Source organism: Lysinibacillus sp. NPDC056185 (assembly GCF_047737915.1).
Lineage (GTDB): Bacteria > Bacillota > Bacilli > Bacillales_A > Planococcaceae > Lysinibacillus.
The window spans coordinates 38504-59556 of sequence record NZ_JBLLLQ010000011.1; the positions used below are offsets into that span (position 1 = coordinate 38504).

Annotated in this window: 22 protein-coding genes and 1 riboswitch; of the genes, 12 read left to right on the forward strand and 10 right to left on the reverse strand. The window is 34.4% G+C overall.

All coding sequences use genetic code 11. The features are described 5' to 3' along the window. Positions 1-17: 17 nt before the first annotated feature. Entirely contained in the window at positions 18-440 is a 423-nt protein-coding gene (locus ACMZ42_RS12830) for an ATP-binding protein (protein ID WP_370075021.1), read from the reverse strand. Positions 441-443: 3 nt separating this feature from the next. Further along, entirely contained in the window at positions 444-1574 is a 1131-nt protein-coding gene (locus tag ACMZ42_RS12835) for a SpoIIE family protein phosphatase (protein WP_415731704.1), read from the reverse strand. Between the two features lie 461 nt (positions 1575-2035). Between ACMZ42_RS12835 and glnA the strand changes: the two genes are divergently transcribed. Then, positions 2036-3370 carry a type I glutamate--ammonia ligase gene (gene glnA / locus ACMZ42_RS12840; RefSeq protein ID WP_370075019.1) on the forward strand — a complete coding sequence of 445 codons (1335 nt, stop codon included), beginning with the start codon at positions 2036-2038 and terminating at the stop codon, positions 3368-3370. Positions 3371-3481: 111 nt separating this feature from the next. Here the strand turns inward: glnA and ACMZ42_RS12845 are convergent, their stop codons facing one another. Beyond that, positions 3482-4603, reverse strand: a complete 1122-nt coding sequence (locus ACMZ42_RS12845; protein ID WP_415731705.1) for a hypothetical protein — start codon at positions 4601-4603, stop codon at positions 3482-3484. 94 nt (positions 4604-4697) lie between these two features. Then, entirely contained in the window at positions 4698-5516 is an 819-nt protein-coding gene (locus ACMZ42_RS12850; RefSeq protein ID WP_402871962.1) for an MBL fold metallo-hydrolase, read from the reverse strand. Between the two features lie 234 nt (positions 5517-5750). Here ACMZ42_RS12850 and ACMZ42_RS12855 point away from each other — a divergent pair, with 234 nt between their 5' ends. Both ACMZ42_RS12855 and ACMZ42_RS12860 read left to right on the forward strand, forming a co-directional pair. Then, the gene (locus tag ACMZ42_RS12855) at positions 5751-5927 is read left to right on the forward strand and encodes a sporulation protein Cse60 (protein ID WP_156304561.1); all 177 of its coding nucleotides are present in this window, start codon (positions 5751-5753) and stop codon (positions 5925-5927) included. Positions 5928-5949: 22 nt separating this feature from the next. Continuing rightward, on the forward strand, positions 5950-6162 hold the full coding sequence (locus tag ACMZ42_RS12860) for a hypothetical protein (RefSeq protein WP_370075016.1): 213 nt from the start codon (positions 5950-5952) through the stop codon (positions 6160-6162). A 112-nt stretch (positions 6163-6274) separates the two neighbouring features. Here ACMZ42_RS12860 and ACMZ42_RS12865 read toward each other — a convergent pair whose 3' ends face one another. Further along, a complete protein-coding gene (locus tag ACMZ42_RS12865) occupies positions 6275-6667 on the reverse strand; it encodes an NUDIX hydrolase (protein ID WP_370075015.1) in 393 nt (130 codons plus the stop codon). Positions 6668-7128: 461 nt separating this feature from the next. Between ACMZ42_RS12865 and ACMZ42_RS12870 the strand changes: the two genes are divergently transcribed. Further along, on the forward strand, positions 7129-7992 hold the full coding sequence (locus ACMZ42_RS12870; protein WP_370075014.1) for an AraC family transcriptional regulator: 864 nt from the start codon (positions 7129-7131) through the stop codon (positions 7990-7992). A gap of 171 nt (positions 7993-8163) precedes the next feature. Beyond that, positions 8164-8787 (forward strand): HAD family hydrolase, encoded by a 624-nt coding sequence (locus tag ACMZ42_RS12875; protein WP_370075013.1) that lies wholly within the window; start codon positions 8164-8166, stop codon positions 8785-8787. A 247-nt stretch (positions 8788-9034) separates the two neighbouring features. Here ACMZ42_RS12875 and ACMZ42_RS12880 read toward each other — a convergent pair whose 3' ends face one another. Continuing rightward, positions 9035-9565, reverse strand: a complete 531-nt coding sequence (locus ACMZ42_RS12880) for a GNAT family N-acetyltransferase (protein ID WP_370075012.1) — start codon at positions 9563-9565, stop codon at positions 9035-9037. A 159-nt stretch (positions 9566-9724) separates the two neighbouring features. On the opposite strand from ACMZ42_RS12880, the gene ACMZ42_RS12885 reads away from it, so the two are divergent. After that, complete coding sequence (locus ACMZ42_RS12885) at positions 9725-10504, forward strand: GNAT family N-acetyltransferase (RefSeq protein WP_415731706.1); 780 nt, start codon at positions 9725-9727, stop codon at positions 10502-10504. A gap of 41 nt (positions 10505-10545) precedes the next feature. Here the strand turns inward: ACMZ42_RS12885 and ACMZ42_RS12890 are convergent, their stop codons facing one another. Then, on the reverse strand, positions 10546-10809 hold the full coding sequence (locus ACMZ42_RS12890; RefSeq protein WP_370076253.1) for a Parvovirus coat protein VP1-like protein: 264 nt from the start codon (positions 10807-10809) through the stop codon (positions 10546-10548). Positions 10810-11032: 223 nt separating this feature from the next. Between ACMZ42_RS12890 and ACMZ42_RS12895 the strand changes: the two genes are divergently transcribed. The 3 genes from ACMZ42_RS12895 to ACMZ42_RS12905 all read left to right on the forward strand — a co-directional run bounded on the left by ACMZ42_RS12895 (position 11033) and on the right by ACMZ42_RS12905 (position 14193). After that, positions 11033-12079 (forward strand): DUF418 domain-containing protein, encoded by a 1047-nt coding sequence (locus tag ACMZ42_RS12895; protein WP_415731707.1) that lies wholly within the window; start codon positions 11033-11035, stop codon positions 12077-12079. Positions 12080-12229: 150 nt separating this feature from the next. Next, positions 12230-12919 carry a hypothetical protein gene (locus tag ACMZ42_RS12900; RefSeq protein ID WP_415731708.1) on the forward strand — a complete coding sequence of 230 codons (690 nt, stop codon included), beginning with the start codon at positions 12230-12232 and terminating at the stop codon, positions 12917-12919. 14 nt (positions 12920-12933) lie between these two features. Then, the gene (locus ACMZ42_RS12905) at positions 12934-14193 is read left to right on the forward strand and encodes a glutathionylspermidine synthase family protein (RefSeq protein WP_415731709.1); all 1260 of its coding nucleotides are present in this window, start codon (positions 12934-12936) and stop codon (positions 14191-14193) included. A gap of 855 nt (positions 14194-15048) precedes the next feature. Here the strand turns inward: ACMZ42_RS12905 and ACMZ42_RS12910 are convergent. Beyond that, entirely contained in the window at positions 15049-15522 is a 474-nt protein-coding gene (locus ACMZ42_RS12910; protein WP_370076247.1) for a YbaK/EbsC family protein, read from the reverse strand. Positions 15523-15658: 136 nt separating this feature from the next. Here ACMZ42_RS12910 and ACMZ42_RS12915 point away from each other — a divergent pair, with 136 nt between their 5' ends. From ACMZ42_RS12915 to ACMZ42_RS12925, 3 genes are all read left to right on the forward strand, one after another. After that, positions 15659-16804 (forward strand): PstS family phosphate ABC transporter substrate-binding protein, encoded by a 1146-nt coding sequence (locus ACMZ42_RS12915; protein ID WP_415731743.1) that lies wholly within the window; start codon positions 15659-15661, stop codon positions 16802-16804. Between the two features lie 31 nt (positions 16805-16835). Further along, positions 16836-16930, forward strand: a riboswitch (guanidine-I (ykkC/yxkD leader). Positions 16931-17217: 287 nt separating this feature from the next. After that, on the forward strand, positions 17218-17559 hold the full coding sequence (locus tag ACMZ42_RS12920; protein ID WP_402871938.1) for a DMT family transporter: 342 nt from the start codon (positions 17218-17220) through the stop codon (positions 17557-17559). Further along, positions 17559-17873: a DMT family transporter gene (locus ACMZ42_RS12925; RefSeq protein WP_370076245.1), complete on the forward strand. Its 315-nt coding sequence runs from the start codon at positions 17559-17561 to the stop codon at positions 17871-17873. Before ACMZ42_RS12920 ends, ACMZ42_RS12925 begins: the two co-directional genes overlap by 1 nt. A 79-nt stretch (positions 17874-17952) precedes the next feature. Here the strand turns inward: ACMZ42_RS12925 and ACMZ42_RS12930 are convergent, their stop codons facing one another. Together ACMZ42_RS12930 and ACMZ42_RS12935 are read right to left on the reverse strand one after the other, a co-directional pair. Further along, complete coding sequence (locus ACMZ42_RS12930; protein ID WP_415731710.1) at positions 17953-20298, reverse strand: ABC transporter permease; 2346 nt, start codon at positions 20296-20298, stop codon at positions 17953-17955. After that, on the reverse strand, positions 20298-21005 hold the full coding sequence (locus tag ACMZ42_RS12935) for an ABC transporter ATP-binding protein (RefSeq protein ID WP_370076243.1): 708 nt from the start codon (positions 21003-21005) through the stop codon (positions 20298-20300). The genes ACMZ42_RS12930 and ACMZ42_RS12935 overlap by 1 nt, the downstream gene beginning before the upstream one ends. Positions 21006-21053 lie beyond the last annotated feature (48 nt).

Here is a 21053-nt window from a genome sequence, read left to right on the forward strand (position 1 = left end):
CCAATTTTACGTTAACTTTATACATGAATCTTTTTTGAAATACCAACTAAAAATTTCGTTTCAGAAATATTTTCAAACCAAATATGGTCGACCATATTTTTAACGAAAAATAAACCTCGCCCACGATCTGAATAATCCAGTTCGTTTAAATCAAATTGTAGAGCCTTATCCCAATCCTTTTCAGCGATTCCTTTCGCTTCATCAGTAACTGTTATTTTTATTTCTTTATTAGAATGAGATACGTGTACTTGAATAGCCTTTTCGGAATATGGATCATTTTTCTTAACAGCTTCCACAGCATTAATAACTAATTCATGTACGACAAATCGTAATTCTCTTTTAAAAGGTAAATTATATACATTTGTATAATTCTCTATAACTTGATCTACATAAGCTATAGCTTGTGTATCAGGATTTACATTGAGTATGAATTCCATCATCAATCACCGACCCTGTAATGTAATTGTTATTGAAACTACTGTTATATCATCGTTGTAATAATTATCGGATAAATCGTATTTTTGGGAAAATTTCTCCAAGGCATAGCCATTATCGTGTGATGCATAGGAATGGAAAAAATCCATATCAACAACTTGTTGATCATTGATTGTCAATAATCCATCCGTATAAAGTATTATGCGATGCCATCCGGATAAAGGTATCCTTTTTTTATTAATAGGAATGGTCGGGAATAGCCCTAATATAGGTGTATTTGCTGGGAGGAACACCGTCTCTCCGTATTTTCCAAATAAGAAACCAGATGGATGAGCCGCATTAACATAGTGTACAGTTCCGTTTTTCATATCAATGAGTATGTAGATAGCTGTCATTAAAAAACGGTCCATATCTTCATCAGAAAATAACTCGTAAATTTGGCGGTTAAGTTCTCGAATTACTAAAACTGGATCAATTAATTTCGTGATTATTCCCTTTAACAAAGATCTAATGGACATTGTAACGAGTGATGCGGCAATGCCATGTCCCATTGCGTCGTAAAGAAGAATGGCAGTTAAGTGTTCATTAATCTTAAACCAGCAGTACATGTCACCTCCTAGTGTGTTGGATGTAACATAAAGTCCATCGATCTGAATATGCTCAAGATTCAATGGAGGAGATAGTGCATTTTTTTGAAATTTCTTCGCGACAATTAAATCTTTTTGAATCATACTTTCTTGCTGCTTTCGTAGCTTGGTTTCCTTCTGATATTTAAGGGCCACCTGAATCCGGGTTTTAAACTGAGTGAAATCAAATGGTTTTAAAATAAAGTCGAAAATCCCAGCTTCAAAAACCCTATCAATTGTAATGCTTTTTTCGTAAGTAGTAGAAAGGAGGATAGGGGCATCGATCCAGTTTTTTAGTTCGTCAATTTGTTGACAAATGTTCTCGCAATTTTTAAGTGTCATTTTTGCATCGAGAATAATTATTTCTAGCTCTTCTTTCAAAGAATCTGATAAATAATTCATTGCTGCGTCAGTTGTTGTAAAGCAATGAATATTTTTGATGTCGATACGATGAAAATATTTTTGCAGACGTAATACATCATTACTTACGCTGCCAATAATTAATACTGACATGCTTCTTACATTCACCGCCTTATGTATCTTTAACAGAAGATATAGCCCCCCCGGACGCAAATGCGCCAAGGTAAAATGGATATGATAATTTCCGACTATTATATATACGCCCTATTTACTTATCTGATGAATAAAATAGAAATTCTAATTTGCTATAAATTTACCAATAAATATGACATTATACAAGACTAATGTGATATAAAATATGGAAATAAAGTTCTTGCTTCAAGCAACAAAGTCAAAAACTTTTTAGTTAAACTACCGTATGATGAGTCTAAAGACTCAAATGATAAGTAGGAAGGGGAGGGGGGCTCTATCCATCTTAAAAAAAGATTAATATATTCGATAAAATGTATGTAATAAAACCTTACATAGATATTGTGTTTTACATCCTTTTAATGTATTTTAAAAACAGTTACAAAAGAATCGTGTTAATTAAAATTACATTGGAGTGGTGAAAAATGAAACGTTATACAAAAGAAGATATTAAATGCCGTGTTGAGGAAGAAAATGTTAAATTTATTCGCCTACAATTTACTGATATATTAGGAACAATAAAAAACGTTGAAGTACCGGTTAGCCAATTAGAAAAAGCATTGGACAATAAAATGATGTTCGATGGTTCATCAATTGAAGGTTTTGTACGCATTGAGGAATCAGATATGTACTTGAGCCCTGACCGTGATACTTTTGTAATTTTTCCTTGGACGGCTGAAAAAGGTAAAGTGGCTCGTTTTATCTGTGATGTTGTTAGACCAGATGGTACACCATTTGAAGGTGACCCACGCTCCAATCTGAAGAGGGTTTTAAAGGAGATGGAGGAATTAGGTTTTAGCTCATTTAATTTAGGGCCAGAGCCAGAATTTTTCTTATTTAAGTTAGATGAAAAGGGGCATCCAACACTTGAGTTAAATGATAGTGGCGGGTACTTCGACTTAGCCCCAACTGACTTAGGGGAGAACTGTCGGCGTGATATCGTATTAGAGTTAGAAGAAATGGGCTTTGAAATTGAGGCATCACACCATGAGGTTGCACCTGGTCAACATGAAATTGACTTTAAATATGCAAGTGCGATCGAAGCATGTGACAATATTCAAACGTTTAAACTTGTTGTAAAAACGATAGCTGCACAGCATGGGCTGCATGCAACCTTTATGCCAAAGCCGCTATTCGGTGTTAACGGTTCTGGCATGCATTTCAACTTATCATTATTTGAAGGGGATAAAAATGCGTTTTATGATGAACGTGCAGAATTGCAATTAAGCCAAACAGCGCGTAGCTTTATGGCAGGGATACTAAAACATGTCCACGGCTTTACAGCTATAACAAACCCACTTGTTAATTCCTATAAACGATTAGTGCCGGGTTATGAGGCTCCTTGCTATGTGGCATGGTCAGCACAAAATCGTTCACCACTTATTCGAATTCCAGCTTCACGAGGACTATCAACACGTATCGAGCTGCGTTCTGTCGATCCAGCAGCCAACCCTTATTTAGCGATGGCCGTTATTTTAGCATCTGGACTCGATGGCATTCGGAAAGATCTCACACCACCGGATGCTGTAGATCGCAATATTTATAAAATGTCACGAGCAGAACGTGAATTGAACAGTATCGACAACCTCCCGTCGTCATTGGAATACGCACTCCTTGAACTAGAAATGGATCATACCGTACGTGAAGCACTTGGAGATCATATCTTTGAAAAATTCACGGTTGCTAAAGAAATAGAATGGAATAAATACCGCACACGTGTCCATAACTGGGAGCGGGAAGAATATTTGAAAATGTATTAGAAGGGGAGTGTTGGGGCTTTAGGGCTTCGACACTTTTGTTGATCTAAAAGGTGAGGATCGAATGACAAAAAGAAGGCTATCCCTATCTTTCATTGATATGGATAGCCGTTTTTAGTCAGTTAGCTCACTTTGGATAATTAATTTGTTTTTACGTTTTTCATCTGAAAGGTCCTGATTAATAATAAAGACATTATTTTCAGCAGAAAGCCTATAAAAGTTAGGAGTTTCTAATTCCTTGTTTAATTCCCCATCTTCAACTAGTAAATTATTCTTTACCTTAAATTTTCTCATACCTTCATCGTTATAAGAAAAAAACACTTGATTATTAAAATCTGTATAATGGGAATTTACAGTTACCACATCCGAAAGAACGACTTGGGTATGTTTATTAGAAATAGTATAAAAAAGAAGCTTTTGGTCATCGGTTGAAGATTCACTAGGATCATTAAAGGTTAGATAAATAAATTGGTTGCCATTTAGCAAACTTGCCCAACCAATGAATTCATAGTTAGTTTTTATTTCTTCTATTCCTTTACTTTTCACATCGTATAAATACAGATAACCATAATTATTTTTTTTATCAGTAAATAATATTTTTCCATCCTTCGAAGATAAATGCATATTCATAAATGTATAAGTATTTAAATCAAATATACTTTCGGTATCATTTGTTTTTAGATTCTTTAGCATAACTTCCGCTTTTTCAACTTTTCTATCCGATTTAATCCAAGCTGCATAGTCCCCAATTAGGACAGGGAAGTCATTAAAAACATCTTCTTCATTTTCTTTTGTCAACGGTTGAATTTCTTTCGTCTTTAAATTCATAAAATAGGGGTTCAACTGCCATCCACTTTCGTCGGCATCTACCCATACTAACCAATTTTCATTTAATTCTAGACCTTGCATCGATGGCAATTCAAATTTGCTATTAAATATAGTTTTGTATTTCTGAGTCATTCGATCATATTGAACGACTTTATTATCTAGAGCATTTGGACTCTTATGATCTACACTCATAAAAATCGAGCTAGAATTACCTTTAAACGAAGTTATACTAGTAAAAGGTAAGTCTACTGTTTTATTAAAATCTTTATCAATTATTTGATAATAATTTGAACTTTGAGGTTTAATTATAGATCTATTTGACAGTGCACCATTATAAACGGCTTTAAAAACAATGAATAGGAATATAGCTGCACACGATAGTATTATTGTTCGCTCTATTATTTTCAAGTGAATCTCTCCATTTAGGGTAAGAATATAATATTTATATTAATGAAATGGTGAAATTTGAATTTCTTTTTGGTAGGTGATTTTGTAATATCTACTAAAGCTCAATAATCTCCCCAGTTTTAAAAGATTGTAATTTTTCTTTTAAAACAGTTTTGAGAATGCTAAATCCTTTTTCTCCAGTACAGTGGCAAGAATAAATACAGTCAATCTTCATTTCATTTAATGTATTGCCAATGGAGATAACTTCTTCTTTTGGCTTTCCTAAAGTGTTAACTATAGGCAGACCAATTAAATGAAATCCCCCAATAATTGCGTTGATATTCTTATTTGGAAACTTTTTAGTTATAGTTTTAGTTATGTTTACAATTCCATGATGACTACAACCGCTAAATAATACTAACCCATTTTCGCTTTCAATCACTAACACGATTTCGTGATTAAAATCGTCTAACTTCTTCTTATCCCCTTTATAAAGATTTTTCGTATATTCATTTGTAGGATCTAAAGAAATTATATGAATTCCCTTTGTAATTTCTATATCATCATCAACAAACTTCATACGATTATCGAAATTTTCTATAGTAACTTTTGCTCCTACATTATGATAATAGGGTCCAATTTTTAGCCAATGAGATTCTAATGCATTCGAAGACAAATAAATGGGAGCATGTTTATTTACTTCATCCAAATACCTTAATCCTCCAATATGATCAGAATGTCCATGCGAAATAATTACTGCATTCGCTTTGTTTAAATCGATACCTAAAGCTTGTGCATTTTTGATATAGGAGTGATCCGGGCCTAAATCAAAAATTATGTTCATTTGTTCAGTTTCTATATACAATGATAAACCATGCTTTGCTGTTAAATTTTTATCTGATTTCGAATTTTCGAGGATAGCAGTAATTTTCATGAAAAAACCTACTTTCTAATGAATGCTAGACATTTTAATCTAGTATATTGTTTTAAACTCTTTATGTATTTTAAATGGGGAATATTCAGTACTTAGATTACACTTTACCATATAAATGGTTAATTACCTGTTTTTATCAATGAAAAAGGGGGATAAGGTGCTTTACTACGAAAATAATTTGTTGTGACAAATACTTCCTGTTAATCTATGATTAGAAGAAAAGGGGGAAAATGTATGACGCAAGCGACCCAAGTAGTAACGATCCAAAATAATGATATTGTACAATTTGAACATGATATTAATAACGCTCTATTAGATTTAAGCGAGTATTTAATAGTGGATATTAAATACAATACGTTATATATAGGGGAACATACAGTTATACATTCAGCCTTAATTATTTATAAATGATTGATCCGGAGGGGGAAATAACTTGTCGAAAATATATTGGGTATCAATTGCTAAAAGAACAGATGATGAATCTGGAGTGGAGAAGAATGTCATTGAAAAAATATTTGCGAAGAAATCTAAACTAAAGGATTTTTTAGAACAAGAAGGCTATTGTAAGGCAGCGAAAAATCAATATATTAAAATTGATGATGAATTGATATATGAAGCGGCCGTTGAAAAAGTAAAAATGAAATAATCAAAATATAAGAGTTTACCCGCGGTTGTGGATATATCGAGAGGAAATGCCAAGTAATAAGCTTCTGGCAGGGTCTTCTTACCACTATCCATCCTAAGTCATGATGATTCTATTATTGAAACAATGATAATAGAAATTGTCTATCTTCAGGGAAGGTTAATGTTAAATCTAGTAATTCATCTTTTGATTTCCACGCAATTTCATAAATCAATTCATCGGGATCATGTATCGTCATTTGTCCACCCTTAACGATTGTTTCGAAATAACGAACTTCTACTACATCATTATTTTTATGTAACACTTCTCTGACGATGTCTACTATAAATCCAGTTTCTTCATACACTTCGCGGATACAACATGTCTCAAAATTTTCAGTAGTTTCTATGCCGCCTGATGGCACTGCCCATGTTTTTGCTTCTTCTTTAGTCCCTTGCAAAACCATTAATAATTGATTGTCTTCATTTAAGCAAATTCCTGCTGCCCCTTGCCATTTAACCAATATCAAAACCTCCAATCTAATATTTTATACTAATTTTAACCCATATTATCCAAAAAAAGGTATAAATTTTGTTAATTCTATGTATATAGGTTGATTGGAGTGGAGACTGGTCGACTCCTTGGGGATCAGCAATAGAAGAACGAAGGCTAAAACCATCACGTCCTGTGATAACGCCTTCGTGACCAGCATCGTGCTGGCCCGAGACTCTGGAGCGAGCAACGCGAGTGAAGCGGCTCATCGGACGCCCCCAGGAAGCTTTGCTCTGTGCGAAAGCGTAGCGACAGCAACAAATGTTTTATCTGTGCGAAAGCGTAGCGACAGCAACAACAAAGCGACCGGTCGGAACGGAAATCAACACCACGCTATGGTGAAAATAAAGCTTTCATTTTTACCAGTCCAAAGTTAGCATAAAAAGACAGGAATAACTAATTTTGATGTTATAAGCTATAAACAAGGAGTGAGAGCAATTGAGTTGGATTGAGTCGATTCAAAAAGCAATAAATTATATCGAAGAGCATTTATTAGATGACATCACAATGGAGCAAATTGCACGGGAGGTAAATTCTTCGGTCTTTCATTTTCAACGGACTTTCTCGATTTTAACGGATATGTCTATTGCAGATTATATAAGACGTAGAAGGCTAACATTAGCTGCACAGGAGTTAATAAATACTGAACAAAAAGTAATCGATCTCTCCTACAAATATGGCTACGACTCTCCTGAAGCTTTCACAAAGGCATTTCGTAAGCAGCATAATCTAACGCCTAGTGAAGCAAGAAAGAAGCAAGGACAGCTACAATCATACAATCGCCTGGTCATCCAGGTAAGCCTGAAGGGAGCAGAACCAATGAAGTATAAGATCGTAGAAAAAGAAAAGTTTCAAGTAGTAGGGGTAAAAAGAACATATAATTGTCAAAATGGTGAGAACTTGCAAGACATTCCTCATTTTTGGAATGAGATGAATTCGAAAAATTTCGATCATCAACTTATCCAATTAAATAACGGAAGCATTAAAGGGACGCTAGGTGTTTGTGTACCAAATACAGACCAAGGGCAAAATGGTTTCATTGATTACTGGATTGCTACGGATCATGTAGGGGAAGTGGGAGAAAATCTATTAGCGTTGGAGATACCTGCATCGAAGTGGGTTGTCTTTGAGGTGCATGGCCCTATGCCAGATGCTATGCAAAATACTTGGAAACAGATTTATTCAGAGTGGTTCCCATCCAATCCATATAAACCAGCAGGAACAGCTGAACTTGAAGTTTACCCTGATGAAGATGCTTATAGCCCTGATTCATACTCTGAAATTTGGATTCCAATTCAATAAAGATAAAATGGATTTGGTAAACGATTAGTTTGCCAAATCCATTTTTGTAGTGATGATGTTTTATATTGTTTAGTCCGACATAGTAAACATCGTATATAAAATCCTCCTGATGAGAAATTTTGCTCTTCTCAACATCCATATTTTGTATAATGTTAATAAAGGAGGTTTCATATGGACATAGAGAGCATTATTTTCGATTTGGATGGGACACTTTGGGATTCAAGAAAAACAGTAGCGCAATCGTGGGCGCAGGTAGTTCAAGGGTCTCCTTACGGTAAAGGAAAGATAACCGAAGAGGATTTATCTAAAACGATGGGCTTACAAATTCAAGAAATAGCAGCTGTATTATTTGAATATCTTGATGAAGAAAAGCAGATGGAGCTTATTTTAGCATGCTGCCAGCAAGAGCAAGATGATTTATTACGTAATGGTGGTATTTTATATCCGCAGTTAGAAGAAACTTTACTAGCTCTTTCTAAAAAATTCCGCTTGTTCATTGTGAGCAATTGTCAAGAGGGCTACATAGAAACATTTTATGCTTATCATAAACTAGAGAAATATTTTCTCGACTTTGAAAATCCGGGACGTACAGGCTTATCAAAGGGAGAAAATATTCAATTAATTATGGAAAGAAATCACATAAAAAACGCTGTCTATGTAGGAGATACTCAAGGAGATATGCTTTCTGCAAAGTTTGCAGGGATTCCTTTTGTTTTTGCTTCATATGGTTTTGGAAAGCCAGAGGAGTATGACTATATCATCGAAAAGCCATTTGATTTATTAAATATATTTTAAACGGAGTATAGAGTCTGTCTTTTCTGACGGTCTCTATACTCTGTTTTGGTTAAGAAGAGTAGGGAATTTTAACATCATATTTATTTGTACAAACAAAACTTCTGGGAAAGCTGAGTAGGGAGTGTACTCGGACAAAAATCCATTTAGCCTGGATTTTTATTTTGAAATTTGGATTCCGATTAAGTAATAGAAATGAAAAAAGCCAAGAATGTTCATCGGTAACATTCTTGGCTTCGTATTTTTTACGTCAATTTTCTTTTAATAAAGAATAAACATTAATGTCATAAAAAGATTCTTTTGATTCTTCATATTCCTGAAATGTTCCTTCAAAAGTAAAATTCAATTTCTCTACTACTTTTATAGAATTCCTATTACAAGGCTCTATTTTTGCTTCAATTTTAGTTATGCTTAAAGTGGAGAAAGCATAATCAATCAAAGCGGAAATACATTCTGGCGCATAGCCATTTCCCCAATAAGCTTTAGCGAGATCATAGCCAATTTCTGCTGTAGCGTTCTCTAAGTCAAATGAATTGAATCCACAAGAGCCGATAATCTCATTGGATTCCTTCTCAATAATTGATAAGCGAATAGCCTTGTGCTCCTTAGCTAGTTGATCAAAAAGCTCAATCATTTCCTTCGCTTGTTGTTCATGAGTGAAATTAGTGATATTCATAAATTTCGTCACATCGGGATCTGACCAAATTTTAAATAAACTATGTGTATCCACTATCTTCATTTTTCTTAAATATAATCTTTTTGTGTAAATTTGTTCTATCAATACTTTTACCTCCAATTTTTTATAAGTTTGGATGAAAAATATTGCTATCTGCGCATAATTCAGTCCCTTCAAATTTCATGTATCTATTATACAATAATTCTAGTAATTGCTAAAATGTTATGCTGTATGAAGAGATACAAAAGAATAGGGGAAATGATAATGTTTAAGGTAACGACCGAGAATTATTCGATTGTCAAAGAAACAATAGAGAGGGCGCCAACATTTGTCTACAGTATTCTGGAGCAGGTAATAGAAGGTGCTGTCTATGCCGACAATGAAAGCCTTCATTCACTACTGTTTCAAACCAAATCAGGAATATACTATGTTTATGGTGATTCATCCAGCGAGCAAGTTATAAGTAAACTCGCAGCTTTACTACAAGAATCTATTGAGCAAAATAAACGTTTCACATTATTTTCTTACTCAGAAGATTGGAACACAAAAATTGAACAACGATTAAACGTTTATGTGAATAAATTAGAAAGATATACTTTCAGCTTTGATAAAAATGCTTATAACAATAGAGAGAAGCACGAGTCGCTTAACTACGAATGCATTAAAATCAAGCAACATCAAATTGAGCATTGTTTAGAATTTAACAACCAATATTATGAGGAGTACTGGGATTCTACTAATAATTTCCTTGAAAATGGTTTTGGTTTTTGTCTGCAGCATGGAGATAAGATTATTAGCGAAGCGGTTTCTATTTTTAAATCGCAGCAATTTGCAGAGATTGATATAGTTACTGATTCGAATTATAGAGGATTAGGATTAGCAAGCTTCATTGCAGAAAAATTTATTGATGATTGCCTTTTAAACGATATAAAGCCTTGTTGGGATTGTGATATTGATAACCATGGATCTTATCATGTAGGCGCTAAATTAGGCTTTACTAATCCAGTGAAATATGCTGTTTTTTATAAAAGCACAGATAGATAAGCTCACGATGTAGAAATAACATCGTGAGCTTTCTTTATTCTTTAAAAGAACCCATTGCGCATTTCGAAGATGTTGTAAAACAATCTAGCATCTCTAGCCATTTTACTATTAGCGTTCATTTGTGGTCGCAAACAGTTTTGGAACATTTCATCGCAATATCTTGATCTACCATATCGAGCATAACATTCGTCGTGTAATTTGCAGCATGAATCTACAGCGTTGATAGGTCTACCTGGTCCTGAACATCCTGGACCACAGTATTTATATCCAGGGTAGCAAAAACCAAATTTGCGTTGTCTGTACATCGTCTATTCTCCTTTTTTAAAAGAAATAATGGTTACTATAAAATATGAAATTTTTGCTTTTGGAAAGGGATTAAAAACTAATGTAAGAGAAAAAAGGCATTAACTTATGAGAAAAATCTATAAAATGTAAGGTTCCTGTAAGCTTATAAAAAAACTGCTGTAAGGATGGAAAGCTAAAATAGCTATAGTGCAGTAAAGTTTGAAAGATAAGGAGTTTTAAAGAATGAATTCATCCGTACCTCAAAAAGAAAGAATCGTTTCCTTAGACATTATTCGTGGGTTAGCGTTATTTGGCATTTTGTTTATTAATGTAGCGGCCTACCAGATAATAGTAGAGGGAGGTCCGATGCCTGACTATAGTGGAATTAATGGTATTATTAGTACGCTTATTGGTATTTTTATTGAGAAGAAATTCTTTTCGATTTTTTCATTCCTCTTTGGTGTAGGTTTTTATATTTTTGCTTCGCGTGCAGAAGCTCGTGGCGATAAGCCAAGATGGCGTTTTGCAAGACGTTTACTAGCTTTATTGTTAATTGGCATTGTTCATTATTTTGTTTTCTGGGGATCAATCCTTGCTATTTATGCAGTAATAGGTTTCTTACTGATACCTTTTTATCATGCAAAGATTTCAACAATTAGTAAATGGTTATTTGCAATTATTACTGTTCATATCCTGTGTATTCTTGGACAAATATTAATGCCAAATCAAGAAGCCTTTTCAACTGTTTTTGGTTTATTAGGAAATGATGCAATTACTATTTTTATCATGTTTTTAACTGGTTTTTTAGTAGCAAAAGCTGATTGGATTAGTCATGTAAGTGAATACTCAAAACAAATAAAGTGGCTACAATTTGTGACGTTCCCACTTTTTGTTGGCATTTCAATATGGATTTGGTTTGCAGCTCAAGGTGGATACGAAAATCTAAATTCCGTTATTAGTTTAGGGGTAATTCCGACAACGTATTTTTACTTAGCTTGTCTATTTGTTATGTTAGAAAATAAGAAAATTGCGAAGCTGCTTAAGCCAATTGGACGAGTTGGGCAAATGGCATTTACAAACTATTTAGCTCAAAGCTTTATTGGCCTAGCTCTTATGTCGTTAATGGGGCTTGAAGTTGTTTCACCTTCTGATGCGGTGATTATTGCAATCTTAATTTTTATCATTCAAATTATCTTTAGTGTCATCTGGTTCAAATTCTTTAAAATGGGGCCATTTGAAAAGCTATGGCGCTTTATGACATATGGAAGAAAAGCAGTACCGACTAAATAAATATCTTTGCGCGAAACTCCCTGGAGATGAATGATTCCAATCCACCAGGGGGTTTTTAGTGCTATGATAATATGTATGAATTTGTAAAAAATGAAACCTAAAGAAGGGGATATCCGTAAATTAGGTATCGACATAAAGGAGAAGTACGAAATGGCAAAACAAATGAAAAAATATATAGCAGTCACAACAGCATCATTTATGGCTATGCAATTAGCCGCGTGTGGGAATACAGAAAGTCAAAATGTCGGGGAGTCCTCTGCCTCTTCAGCTGATACAAATAATGTAACGGAAGAAAACAATACGGCAACAGCTAGTGGTGATTTACAAAGTGTGTATGACAGCGACATGGCAAATGCATGTGATGAATGGAAAGAAAGTGATGATGGTTCGTTCGAGTGTTTAGATGAAAATTCGCCTCATTATGCACATCATTTCTTTAATGGACTTATGTATGCAACTGCCGGAGCAATGCTAGGAAGTGCCATTTATAAAAGCCGCAATCTAAAGGATGGTACAGATAGAGAGGATAGAGGTGGCGGTTCAGCAGTGCCACGTACGAATCATAGTAATGCTAGCGAAAGTAAAAATACAAATGGAATTACTACGAACGGCTCTCAAAATTCGTCTGGTACAACATCTAATAGTTCAAATAACTCAACAACAAATAGCTCTAATTCAAATACAAGCGGTTCCAACTCTTATTCGAGTGGCAAGCGTTCATTCTCAAATAGTTCAGATTCATCTTCGAATAGTTCTTATTCAAATCACTCATCGTCCAGCACTGGAAAATCAGGCTTTGGCTCAGGTGGTGCCTCTAGAGGTGGCTCTTCATCTTCTTAAAAGGAGAAATCAATATGGACAATTATTTTCAACAACGCCAAGCATTTTATTCTAAATTTCCTAATTTCTTTCCAGACTTTGAGGACCTTGAGTACGCCTTATACGATGTACTAGATTTACCCAAAGAGAAAATCGATGAAATTAACTATGCATCTACTATACTTTGGAAAATATTTTTAAAGGTTGGCAAACAATTTAAGCATTTATCGGATGAACAACTTTTAGCACTAGGCATTCGTTCTGAAATGCTGCCATATATCCAATTAGATTATTTACAGCAACAATCGATACTAGCTCGCTTCGATTTTATTTGTACAGAGGACGGAGAAATAAAATGTCTTGAATTAAATGGTGAAACGCCATTTCTTGTCCAAGAAACCTTTGAAATCAATGAAGCGCTTTGTCAGCATTTAGGATTTGATAGTCCGAATGATGTTTCGGCATTACATAAAACCTTGTCTGGTGCACTTTTTGCGGCTATGCATTATTTAAATGATGTGAAAAAACCTAAAATCATCATTACAGGGAAAACGGCTGCGGAAGATTATGAGGAATATTGTCAGGTACAGTTTTTAAAGAAATGTATACCTTTTGATGTGGAATATGTTCCTATACAAGAGCTTATCATTTTTTCTAGTAACACTGCTAATATAGCTCGTGGCCTATATACGCCAGCCATGGAGAAAATTGATATTTTATATCGTCCTGCACACCCAGTAGAGTTTTTAATAGATGATATGTCTTCCGATGGTGAGCGTATAGGTCTACAATTATTGGAACTTGTAAAAGACAGGCAGCTTGCTATTATTAACGCACCTGCTGCATATGTACTGCAATCGAAAATTTTATTATGGCTGATTTGGGAGCGAAAAGATGATCCGCTTCTTTTTAATGCAGAAGAGCGAGCTGCTATTCAGAAATATATGTTGCCAACGTACCTTTCGGCAGAGCCATTTGTTCAGGAAAACTTGCCGTTTGTCAAGAAACCTGTCTATTCGCGGGAAGGGAATACTGTAGAAATTTATGCAGGGGATGGTACGAAAACAAATGCCTCTGCGTATACCCATTATGATGATAATTTGTTTATTTATCAGCAGTACGTGGAAATGCCCTCTATAACGATAAAGCTAAAAGATGGATTACAAACAAAGAAATGGTTAATCGGCTCATTTATCGCTGATAATCGTGCATGTGGCTTATCATGTAGAGTAGGCAATCAAATAACAGAATGGGATTCTCACTGGTTAGCTGTTGGATATAGAGAAGAAAATTAAATAAAAAACGGCGAGACTTTTAACTTCTTTCAGCAAGTGTTTTGGTAGCGAAAACGAAGCGACAGTTACAGAAGTCACCCACCTCTATAGGTGGTGAGTATCCGCTGAAATAGAGGAACTCAGTCTAAGAACGCCACGTCCTGTGGCAATGACTGAATGACCAACTTCGTGCTGTTGCTGTCGCTTCGTTGCACTACGCTTTCGCGCAAAAAACATCTGTTGGCCTAAAGCCTCAGGCGGATGTCACGGAATCGGCTTTGTGCAAGTACAAAGCCGATTCCGTACGCAATTATGCCGAGACATAATTGCGCAGATAATTACGCCATGTTACTCGTTTCAGCCTTCGTCAATCCATACTTGATATGGAATATAGGTTTCTAGTTCAGAAAAAGTAAACTCAATGGAGGAGTGTTACTACCACATGCAGAGAACATTAGTCTCGTAAATCTTTATTTTCGTTTATAGTCTTGTCTAAAGAAAATAAGAGAAAGTATCAGTAAAATTATTGGAAGAAAAAAGAATCCAGAGTCATATTTAATTGAATGCTCCAGTTTTAGTCCAAACAAATAAATGAATAAAGTAAAAGAAACAGATAAAGAGATTGTTCCCGCTATAGTCTTCATTGCCAGCCCTCCAGTATATTTTCTTACACGCGATACTCTGTAATAAAAAGTAAAATATTTATTCTAATTTTTATACCCTCAATTCAAATTTAGTAAGGCCTTTTCTGTTATTAGAATGAAACAACTATATAAGCCTTGAACATTACTAAAGATATGCTTCGCTTTGAAAAACATTGCTTGATAAAATTGAAAATCGACGAGGCTTTTTTATAAAGTTTCGCCAATTTTTATTTTACTCGTTCCAGCCTTTACAGACGTCAACCCATTCTTGAAAGGGTGTATAAGTTTCTAATTCAGAAATAGTAAGCTCAATAGCAGAGTTGCTACTACCACATGCAGGGAATACCGTTGTGAAGCGTTTAAGTGATTCATCCAAATAAATAGCAACGCCCTCATTCACGCCAAAAGGACAAACACCTCCTACCTCGTGTCCAATCTTTTCAAGTACTTCATCTTTTCCAAGCATTTTTGCCTTTGTACCAAAGGCTGCTTTAAATTTTGCATTGTCGACTTTGGCATCGCCTGCAGCAACAATTAGTATCGCGCCATCGTTCACGAGAAACGATAAGGATTTCGCAATGCGCTCAGGCTCGCACCCGAGTGCCTGTGCTGCTAGTTCAACGGTCGCCGAGCTTTCGTTTAGCTCCTGTATTTTGTGTTGCACATTCCATTGTGCTAAATGTTCACGTACTTTTTCAATTGCCATATGTAATACCTCCTTACAATACTACGTTTTATTTTAACATAATTTTCTGAATAAACAGTTGTGTTATCTTCCGGAAATAACCTATTATAAAAATAGTAAGTATAAAATTACTCTTTTGGAGGTGGAGCCGTTGATTATGAAAGTGCTACAGTCTCTTTTTGTACTAATCGGATTATTATTTTTCACAGGAGTAGTTGGGTTGTATTTAATGATTAGTGGCGGGCTACATTTTAGTGGACTACTCTTAACTGTTCCGATATGTTTATTTGTCCTATTCGTTTGTTTAATTTTTGATTGGTTGACAACAACAAAACGGAAAATATGGTTAGCTGGAGTAATGGGCATTGCGTTGTTGATTGCCTCGATTAAGCCTATTCAATATTACTACAAAATGAGTATTCCAACTGTTGATGCAGAAATTGATGTGTCACTCTATCAACCGTTTACAGAGCAAAATAAAGTAGTAAAGTCAGATACAAAGGCTTCATTGCAATTAGTTGAGTCACTACCACGCTTAGATGGGGCGACGGCGATGTATCCACTGTATGCTGCCTTTGTAGAAGCAACCTATCCAAAGGATTACTATCCATATGATAAAAGTAGAGTGATGGTTAGTCGTACACCTGAAGCTTATCAAAATTTGATTTCAGGAGATGTTGACCTGATTTTTGTAGCAGCGCCATCTGAATCACAGAAGAGGCAAGCTGAGATGGAAGGTCTTACATTTGAAATGACCCCCATTGGGCGAGAGGCATTTGTCTTTTTCGTCAATCAAAAGAACAGCGTAGAAAATTTATTACTGGGGCAGTTTAAACAAATATACGCTGGGAAAATTACGAATTGGCATGAAGTCGGTGGTGAAAATGCTGCGATTCGTGCCTTTCAACGCCCAGCTGATAGCGGAAGCCAAACAGCACTTGAAAGAATGATGGGAGATACACCAATCATGGAAGCACCTGCTGAAAATGTTGCGACAGGTATGGGTGGTATTATTCATGAGGTATCACAATATCGTAATTATAAAAATGCCATTGGCTACACGTTTAGATTTTACTCAACAGAAATGGTGAATAACAAAGAAATTAAATTATTGTCCATTGATGGGATTGAGCCCACAAAGGAAAATATTCGTAATGGCACATACCCACTCGTATCTGAATTTTATGCTGTAACAGCAGGAACAGATAATCCTAATGTAAAGAAGTTTATCGACTGGATTGTATCAGATGAGGGGCAAGCACTTGTTGAAAAAGTTGGTTATGTACGAGTAGAAAATGACTGAATAGTTTGCTATACTAGTAGTACAATCAAATATGATAGTTTTCTAGGGTTCCGTAGCAATGCTAGTCTGGTCCGAGAGAAAACCACAAATGATTTTGTGACACGGAAGGATAAAAGCCTGGGAGATACTGTTTACAGCAGTGTTTCTTAGGCTTTTTTTATTTGGCTACTATGGGAGGGAAGCTGAAGAAATGATCGGGTAAGCCGAAGAAGTGATCGGGTAGGTCAGTAATTTGATCGGGTAAGCCGAAGAAGTGATCGGGTAGGTCAGGAAACTGCTCGGGTAAGGAAAAGAAGTGATCGGGTAGGTTAGTAATTTGATCAGGTATGCCGGAAAACCACGCACTTTGCTTAAAGGGAACTGCCCAATAATAGTATACATCCGTGTTTAACAATAAAATGGAGGAATTCGCAATGAACAAACAATGGTTAAGTGTCATAATTGCTGCTTTTTTTGAAGTCGGTTGGGTTATTGGCTTAAAGCATGCAGGGAATGCACTCGAATGGATTGGTACCGCTATTGCAATTTTTGTTAGTTTTTATTTACTAATTAAGGCTGGAGAAAGTTTACCAGTCGGTACTGTTTATGCGGTATTCGTAGGCTTAGGTACAGCGGGTACTGTATGTTCTGGTAGCTTACTGTTCGGAGAGCCATGGAAATTAGCTAAGATTTTATGTATTGTCGTTTTACTTGCAGGGGTCGTCGGTTTAAAGCTAGTGACAGGTGAGCCTAAAGAAAAAGAGGTGAACGAATAATGGCATGGATTGCATTAGTAGTCGCGGGACTATGTGAGATGATGGGTGTTTATATGATTAGTAAATATAATGATGCTAAAAGTATAAAAAATTTGGTGTTATTGATTTTCGCATTTACCTTGAGCTTTGCTGGCCTTGCATATGCTATGGAAACATTACCAATGGGGACAGCCTATGCAATTTGGACAGGAATTGGAGCGGCCGGTGGCGCTTTACTTGGAATGTTGTTTTTCAATGAATCCAAGGACTGGCGGCGAATTGTATGCATTATTCTTATCTTAGGTGCAGCTATATGTTTGAAACTATTATATTAAAAAACAATATCTTGTAAGATAAAATAAACCAACCAGTTGCTGATTTATAATGACAACTGGTTGGTTTATGATTTCCTGTTTATTCTATACTCTTAAGTGATTCAATCATATCAATTTTCTTTACAGTTTTCCTTAAAAATATGTTACATAAAATAGTAACAATAAAAGTGATGATTACTGGATACAGTAAAGATCCTATATCTAGTGTGATAGGAAACACCATATTATCAAGAGTGAATTTCTTTATAATGAGCATATATAAAGCAATCCCTATTGGAATTCCAATAATTACCCCAAAAATAGTAATAAAAATATTTTCCATAAAAATAAGCTTATTTATTTTATTTCTTTGGTAACCTAGTACCTTTAATGTTGCCAGTTCCCGTATCCTTTCAGTTATATTAATTACAGAAATGTTATATATTGCTGCAAAGGATAATACAATTGCACAAATAATTAATACCACAATCATATTATATAGATTTTGTAGACCTTCTTCAGTAAGCTTCTTTATTTCATTTTTAGACTTAACTTCTTTTAGATTCCCCATACTATTAAAGGTTTTATAAATTTCGTCCAATTTGGTTGGGTCTTTTCCTTGAATTAGAAGTGTGCTTGGTTCATAATAAACGCCCAAATTAGATAAGAGCTTCGGTGTAGCGAATATTTCTTGATTTAAATACTGTTCAGATATATTAGAGATTTTTACCTCTATAGATTTCCCTTTATACTTTGAATCTATTAATTTTAATTGAAGTGAATCCCCAATAGATAACTTATATCTTTCTGCAAATCTTTTAGCGACTATAACACCTTCATCATCTAGAGGTAATATGTTTCCTTCTTTATTAAAATTATTTATTAAATTATTTTCCTTATTTGTAATTAGTAGATTGCTATCTTTTTTATCTTCAATATTAGTAATAACTACACTAGTTTGAGCCAGTGTATTAAAATTAATATCATTATATGGGATATCGCTACTTAAATTTTTAATAGGTGTTTTATACACAACCCTAAGATCATAATTATATACTTCATTAAATTGCTTATCTATTAATAATTGTCTAGAGCCCTTATATCCAAAGGCAAGTATCAATAAGGTGACACAGCAGACAACCCCTAAAGAACTGTAAATAGCTCTTTTTTTGTTAATAAAAATATTTCTTAAAATAAGTTTATTACTGTAAGAAAGCTTTCTCCAAAAAGTTGTATTTCTTTCTATTAATATTTTTTTAACTTTTTTAGGGGGTTTGACTCTTAATGATTCAGTAGTTGTTTCTTTTAAAATTATTTTACAAGACATGAATGATGCTAAAACACCAAATGCAATGGAAAAAATTATAGCGATTAAAATAAAGATATAATATATACGAATTTCAAAGCCAGGAAGTGAAATTATTGCTCTTACTTGGTCCATAAATATTTTTGGAAAGAATATTGACCCTAACAATGATCCAACAAGCCCACCAATAAATCCAATTATTATTGCATAACCAAGATAATGAGTTACTATTTTTGAATTTTTAATACCCAATGCTTTCATGATTCCAATTTGAGTTCTTTGCGAATCCACAAGCCTGGACATTGTTAAAAAGGTAATGATAGCAGCAACTAGAAAGAATATAATAGGCAATATTTTTGCAAGTTCTTCTTGTTGCTTTATTTCACCAGTAAACTGTTTATAACTTAAATTTAAGTCTCTTTTTAATGTATAAAAATAATGTAAATTAGTTGAACTTTTTTCTATTTCATTTTCAACTAAATTTAAATCTAATCCATCCTCTACATCAATAACGACTTCATTATAAATATTTTCCCCTATAATATTACTCATTGTTTGTTCTGAAACGTATGCTATCCCGTATTCTTTATGGTTCGGGGGGAAATCTGAGGTATCCCTAGATTTTATAGTATATTCGGAACTTTCGCCGAATCCGCTTATTTTTAAAGTGATATCTTTATAAGCTGTGCTTAGGTTTATTTCATCACCAACAGAATAATTATGTTCTTTTGCATAATCTGTATCTAATACAATTGAATGAGAGTCTGTTGGTCTATTTCCTTCAATCATTACTATTTGATTAATACGATTATTTTGAGGGAGTGAATGTAGCTTTAAAGTCGTTTTTACATCATCAAACTTTTGATTTGCATCTAAAACATAACGTCCTTCAATATTTTTAATACCATCAATTTCCCCTAATTTTTGGACATCTATAGGAGTTATATTGTCATAGTAAACCCATAAATCAGCTAGGTTCGTCTTTTCGAAATATTCAGAGGAATATTCACTGAGATTTTTTGAGAAAGTTGAAAACCCTGCAAAGAAAAATGCTCCTACAATAATTACTAACGTAATTGCAATAAATTGCCCCTTATATAATTTCAGGTCTCTTATTAATTTTAAAAATAATTTATTCATTACCATTCAATATCCTTTATAGGTTTTTTATTTTCATTTATAGTAATATTCTCAATAACACCACTTTTCACTTTTATTACTTTGTCAGCCATAGGGGCAATAGCTGAATTATGTGTTATTAAGACGACACATTTATGTGTTTCTCTATTTATGTCTTCAAGAAGTTGCAATACTGATTTCCCTGTTTTATAATCTAAAGCTCCAGTTGGTTCATCACAAAGTAAAAGTAATGGATTTTTAGCAATCGCTCTAGCTATTGCAACCCTTTGCTGTTCCCCACCGGAAAGTTGAGAAGGGAAATTATTCATTCTGTCAATTAGACCAACTTGTTTTAGAGTTTCTTCAGGATCTAAATGATTTTTAGAAACTTCAACTGCAAACTCAACATTTTCTAAAGCAGTAAGATTAGGTATTAGATTATAAAATTGAAACACAAAGCCAATTTTTTTTGCTCTGTAGTCCGTTAGTTTTTTTTCATTAAACTCTGTAATATCCTTTTTTTCCACGATTACCTCTCCTAAAGTAGGAGTATCCATGCCACCTAAAATGTTCAAGATTGTACTTTTACCAGCACCACTTGCACCTAGAATGACAACAAACTCTCCCTCCTCAATAATGAAATTTACTCCATTTAACGCTTTTATTGGAACTTCACCTATGAAATATTCCTTGGTAATATTTCTGAATTCAATTAAATTATTAGTCACTAATTTTTTCCTCCTTAAGTAAAATGGAATAAACTACCTATCAATTTT

What these genes read in the sequence shown, in the direction of transcription:
- ACMZ42_RS12930 (WP_415731710.1), bottom strand. Translation starts at nt 20,298, where the DNA reads ATGAATAAATTATTTTTAAAATTAATAAGAGACCTGAAATTATATAAG.
- ACMZ42_RS12920 (WP_402871938.1), top strand. Translation starts at nt 17,218, where the DNA reads ATGAACAAACAATGGTTAAGTGTCATAATTGCTGCTTTTTTTGAAGTC.
- ACMZ42_RS12915 (WP_415731743.1), top strand. Translation starts at nt 15,659, where the DNA reads ATGAAAGTGCTACAGTCTCTTTTTGTACTAATCGGATTATTATTTTTC.
- glnA (WP_370075019.1), top strand. Translation starts at nt 2,036, where the DNA reads ATGAAACGTTATACAAAAGAAGATATTAAATGCCGTGTTGAGGAAGAA.
- ACMZ42_RS12890 (WP_370076253.1), bottom strand. Translation starts at nt 10,809, where the DNA reads ATGTACAGACAACGCAAATTTGGTTTTTGCTACCCTGGATATAAATAC.
- ACMZ42_RS12925 (WP_370076245.1), top strand. Translation starts at nt 17,559, where the DNA reads ATGGCATGGATTGCATTAGTAGTCGCGGGACTATGTGAGATGATGGGT.
- ACMZ42_RS12850 (WP_402871962.1), bottom strand. Translation starts at nt 5,516, where the DNA reads ATGAAAATTACTGCTATCCTCGAAAATTCGAAATCAGATAAAAATTTA.
- ACMZ42_RS12875 (WP_370075013.1), top strand. Translation starts at nt 8,164, where the DNA reads ATGGACATAGAGAGCATTATTTTCGATTTGGATGGGACACTTTGGGAT.
- ACMZ42_RS12900 (WP_415731708.1), top strand. Translation starts at nt 12,230, where the DNA reads ATGGCAAAACAAATGAAAAAATATATAGCAGTCACAACAGCATCATTT.
- ACMZ42_RS12830 (WP_370075021.1), bottom strand. Translation starts at nt 440, where the DNA reads ATGATGGAATTCATACTCAATGTAAATCCTGATACACAAGCTATAGCT.
- ACMZ42_RS12895 (WP_415731707.1), top strand. Translation starts at nt 11,033, where the DNA reads ATGAATTCATCCGTACCTCAAAAAGAAAGAATCGTTTCCTTAGACATT.
- ACMZ42_RS12835 (WP_415731704.1), bottom strand. Translation starts at nt 1,574, where the DNA reads ATGTCAGTATTAATTATTGGCAGCGTAAGTAATGATGTATTACGTCTG.
- ACMZ42_RS12910 (WP_370076247.1), bottom strand. Translation starts at nt 15,522, where the DNA reads ATGGCAATTGAAAAAGTACGTGAACATTTAGCACAATGGAATGTGCAA.
- ACMZ42_RS12905 (WP_415731709.1), top strand. Translation starts at nt 12,934, where the DNA reads ATGGACAATTATTTTCAACAACGCCAAGCATTTTATTCTAAATTTCCT.
- ACMZ42_RS12885 (WP_415731706.1), top strand. Translation starts at nt 9,725, where the DNA reads ATGTTTAAGGTAACGACCGAGAATTATTCGATTGTCAAAGAAACAATA.
- ACMZ42_RS12855 (WP_156304561.1), top strand. Translation starts at nt 5,751, where the DNA reads ATGACGCAAGCGACCCAAGTAGTAACGATCCAAAATAATGATATTGTA.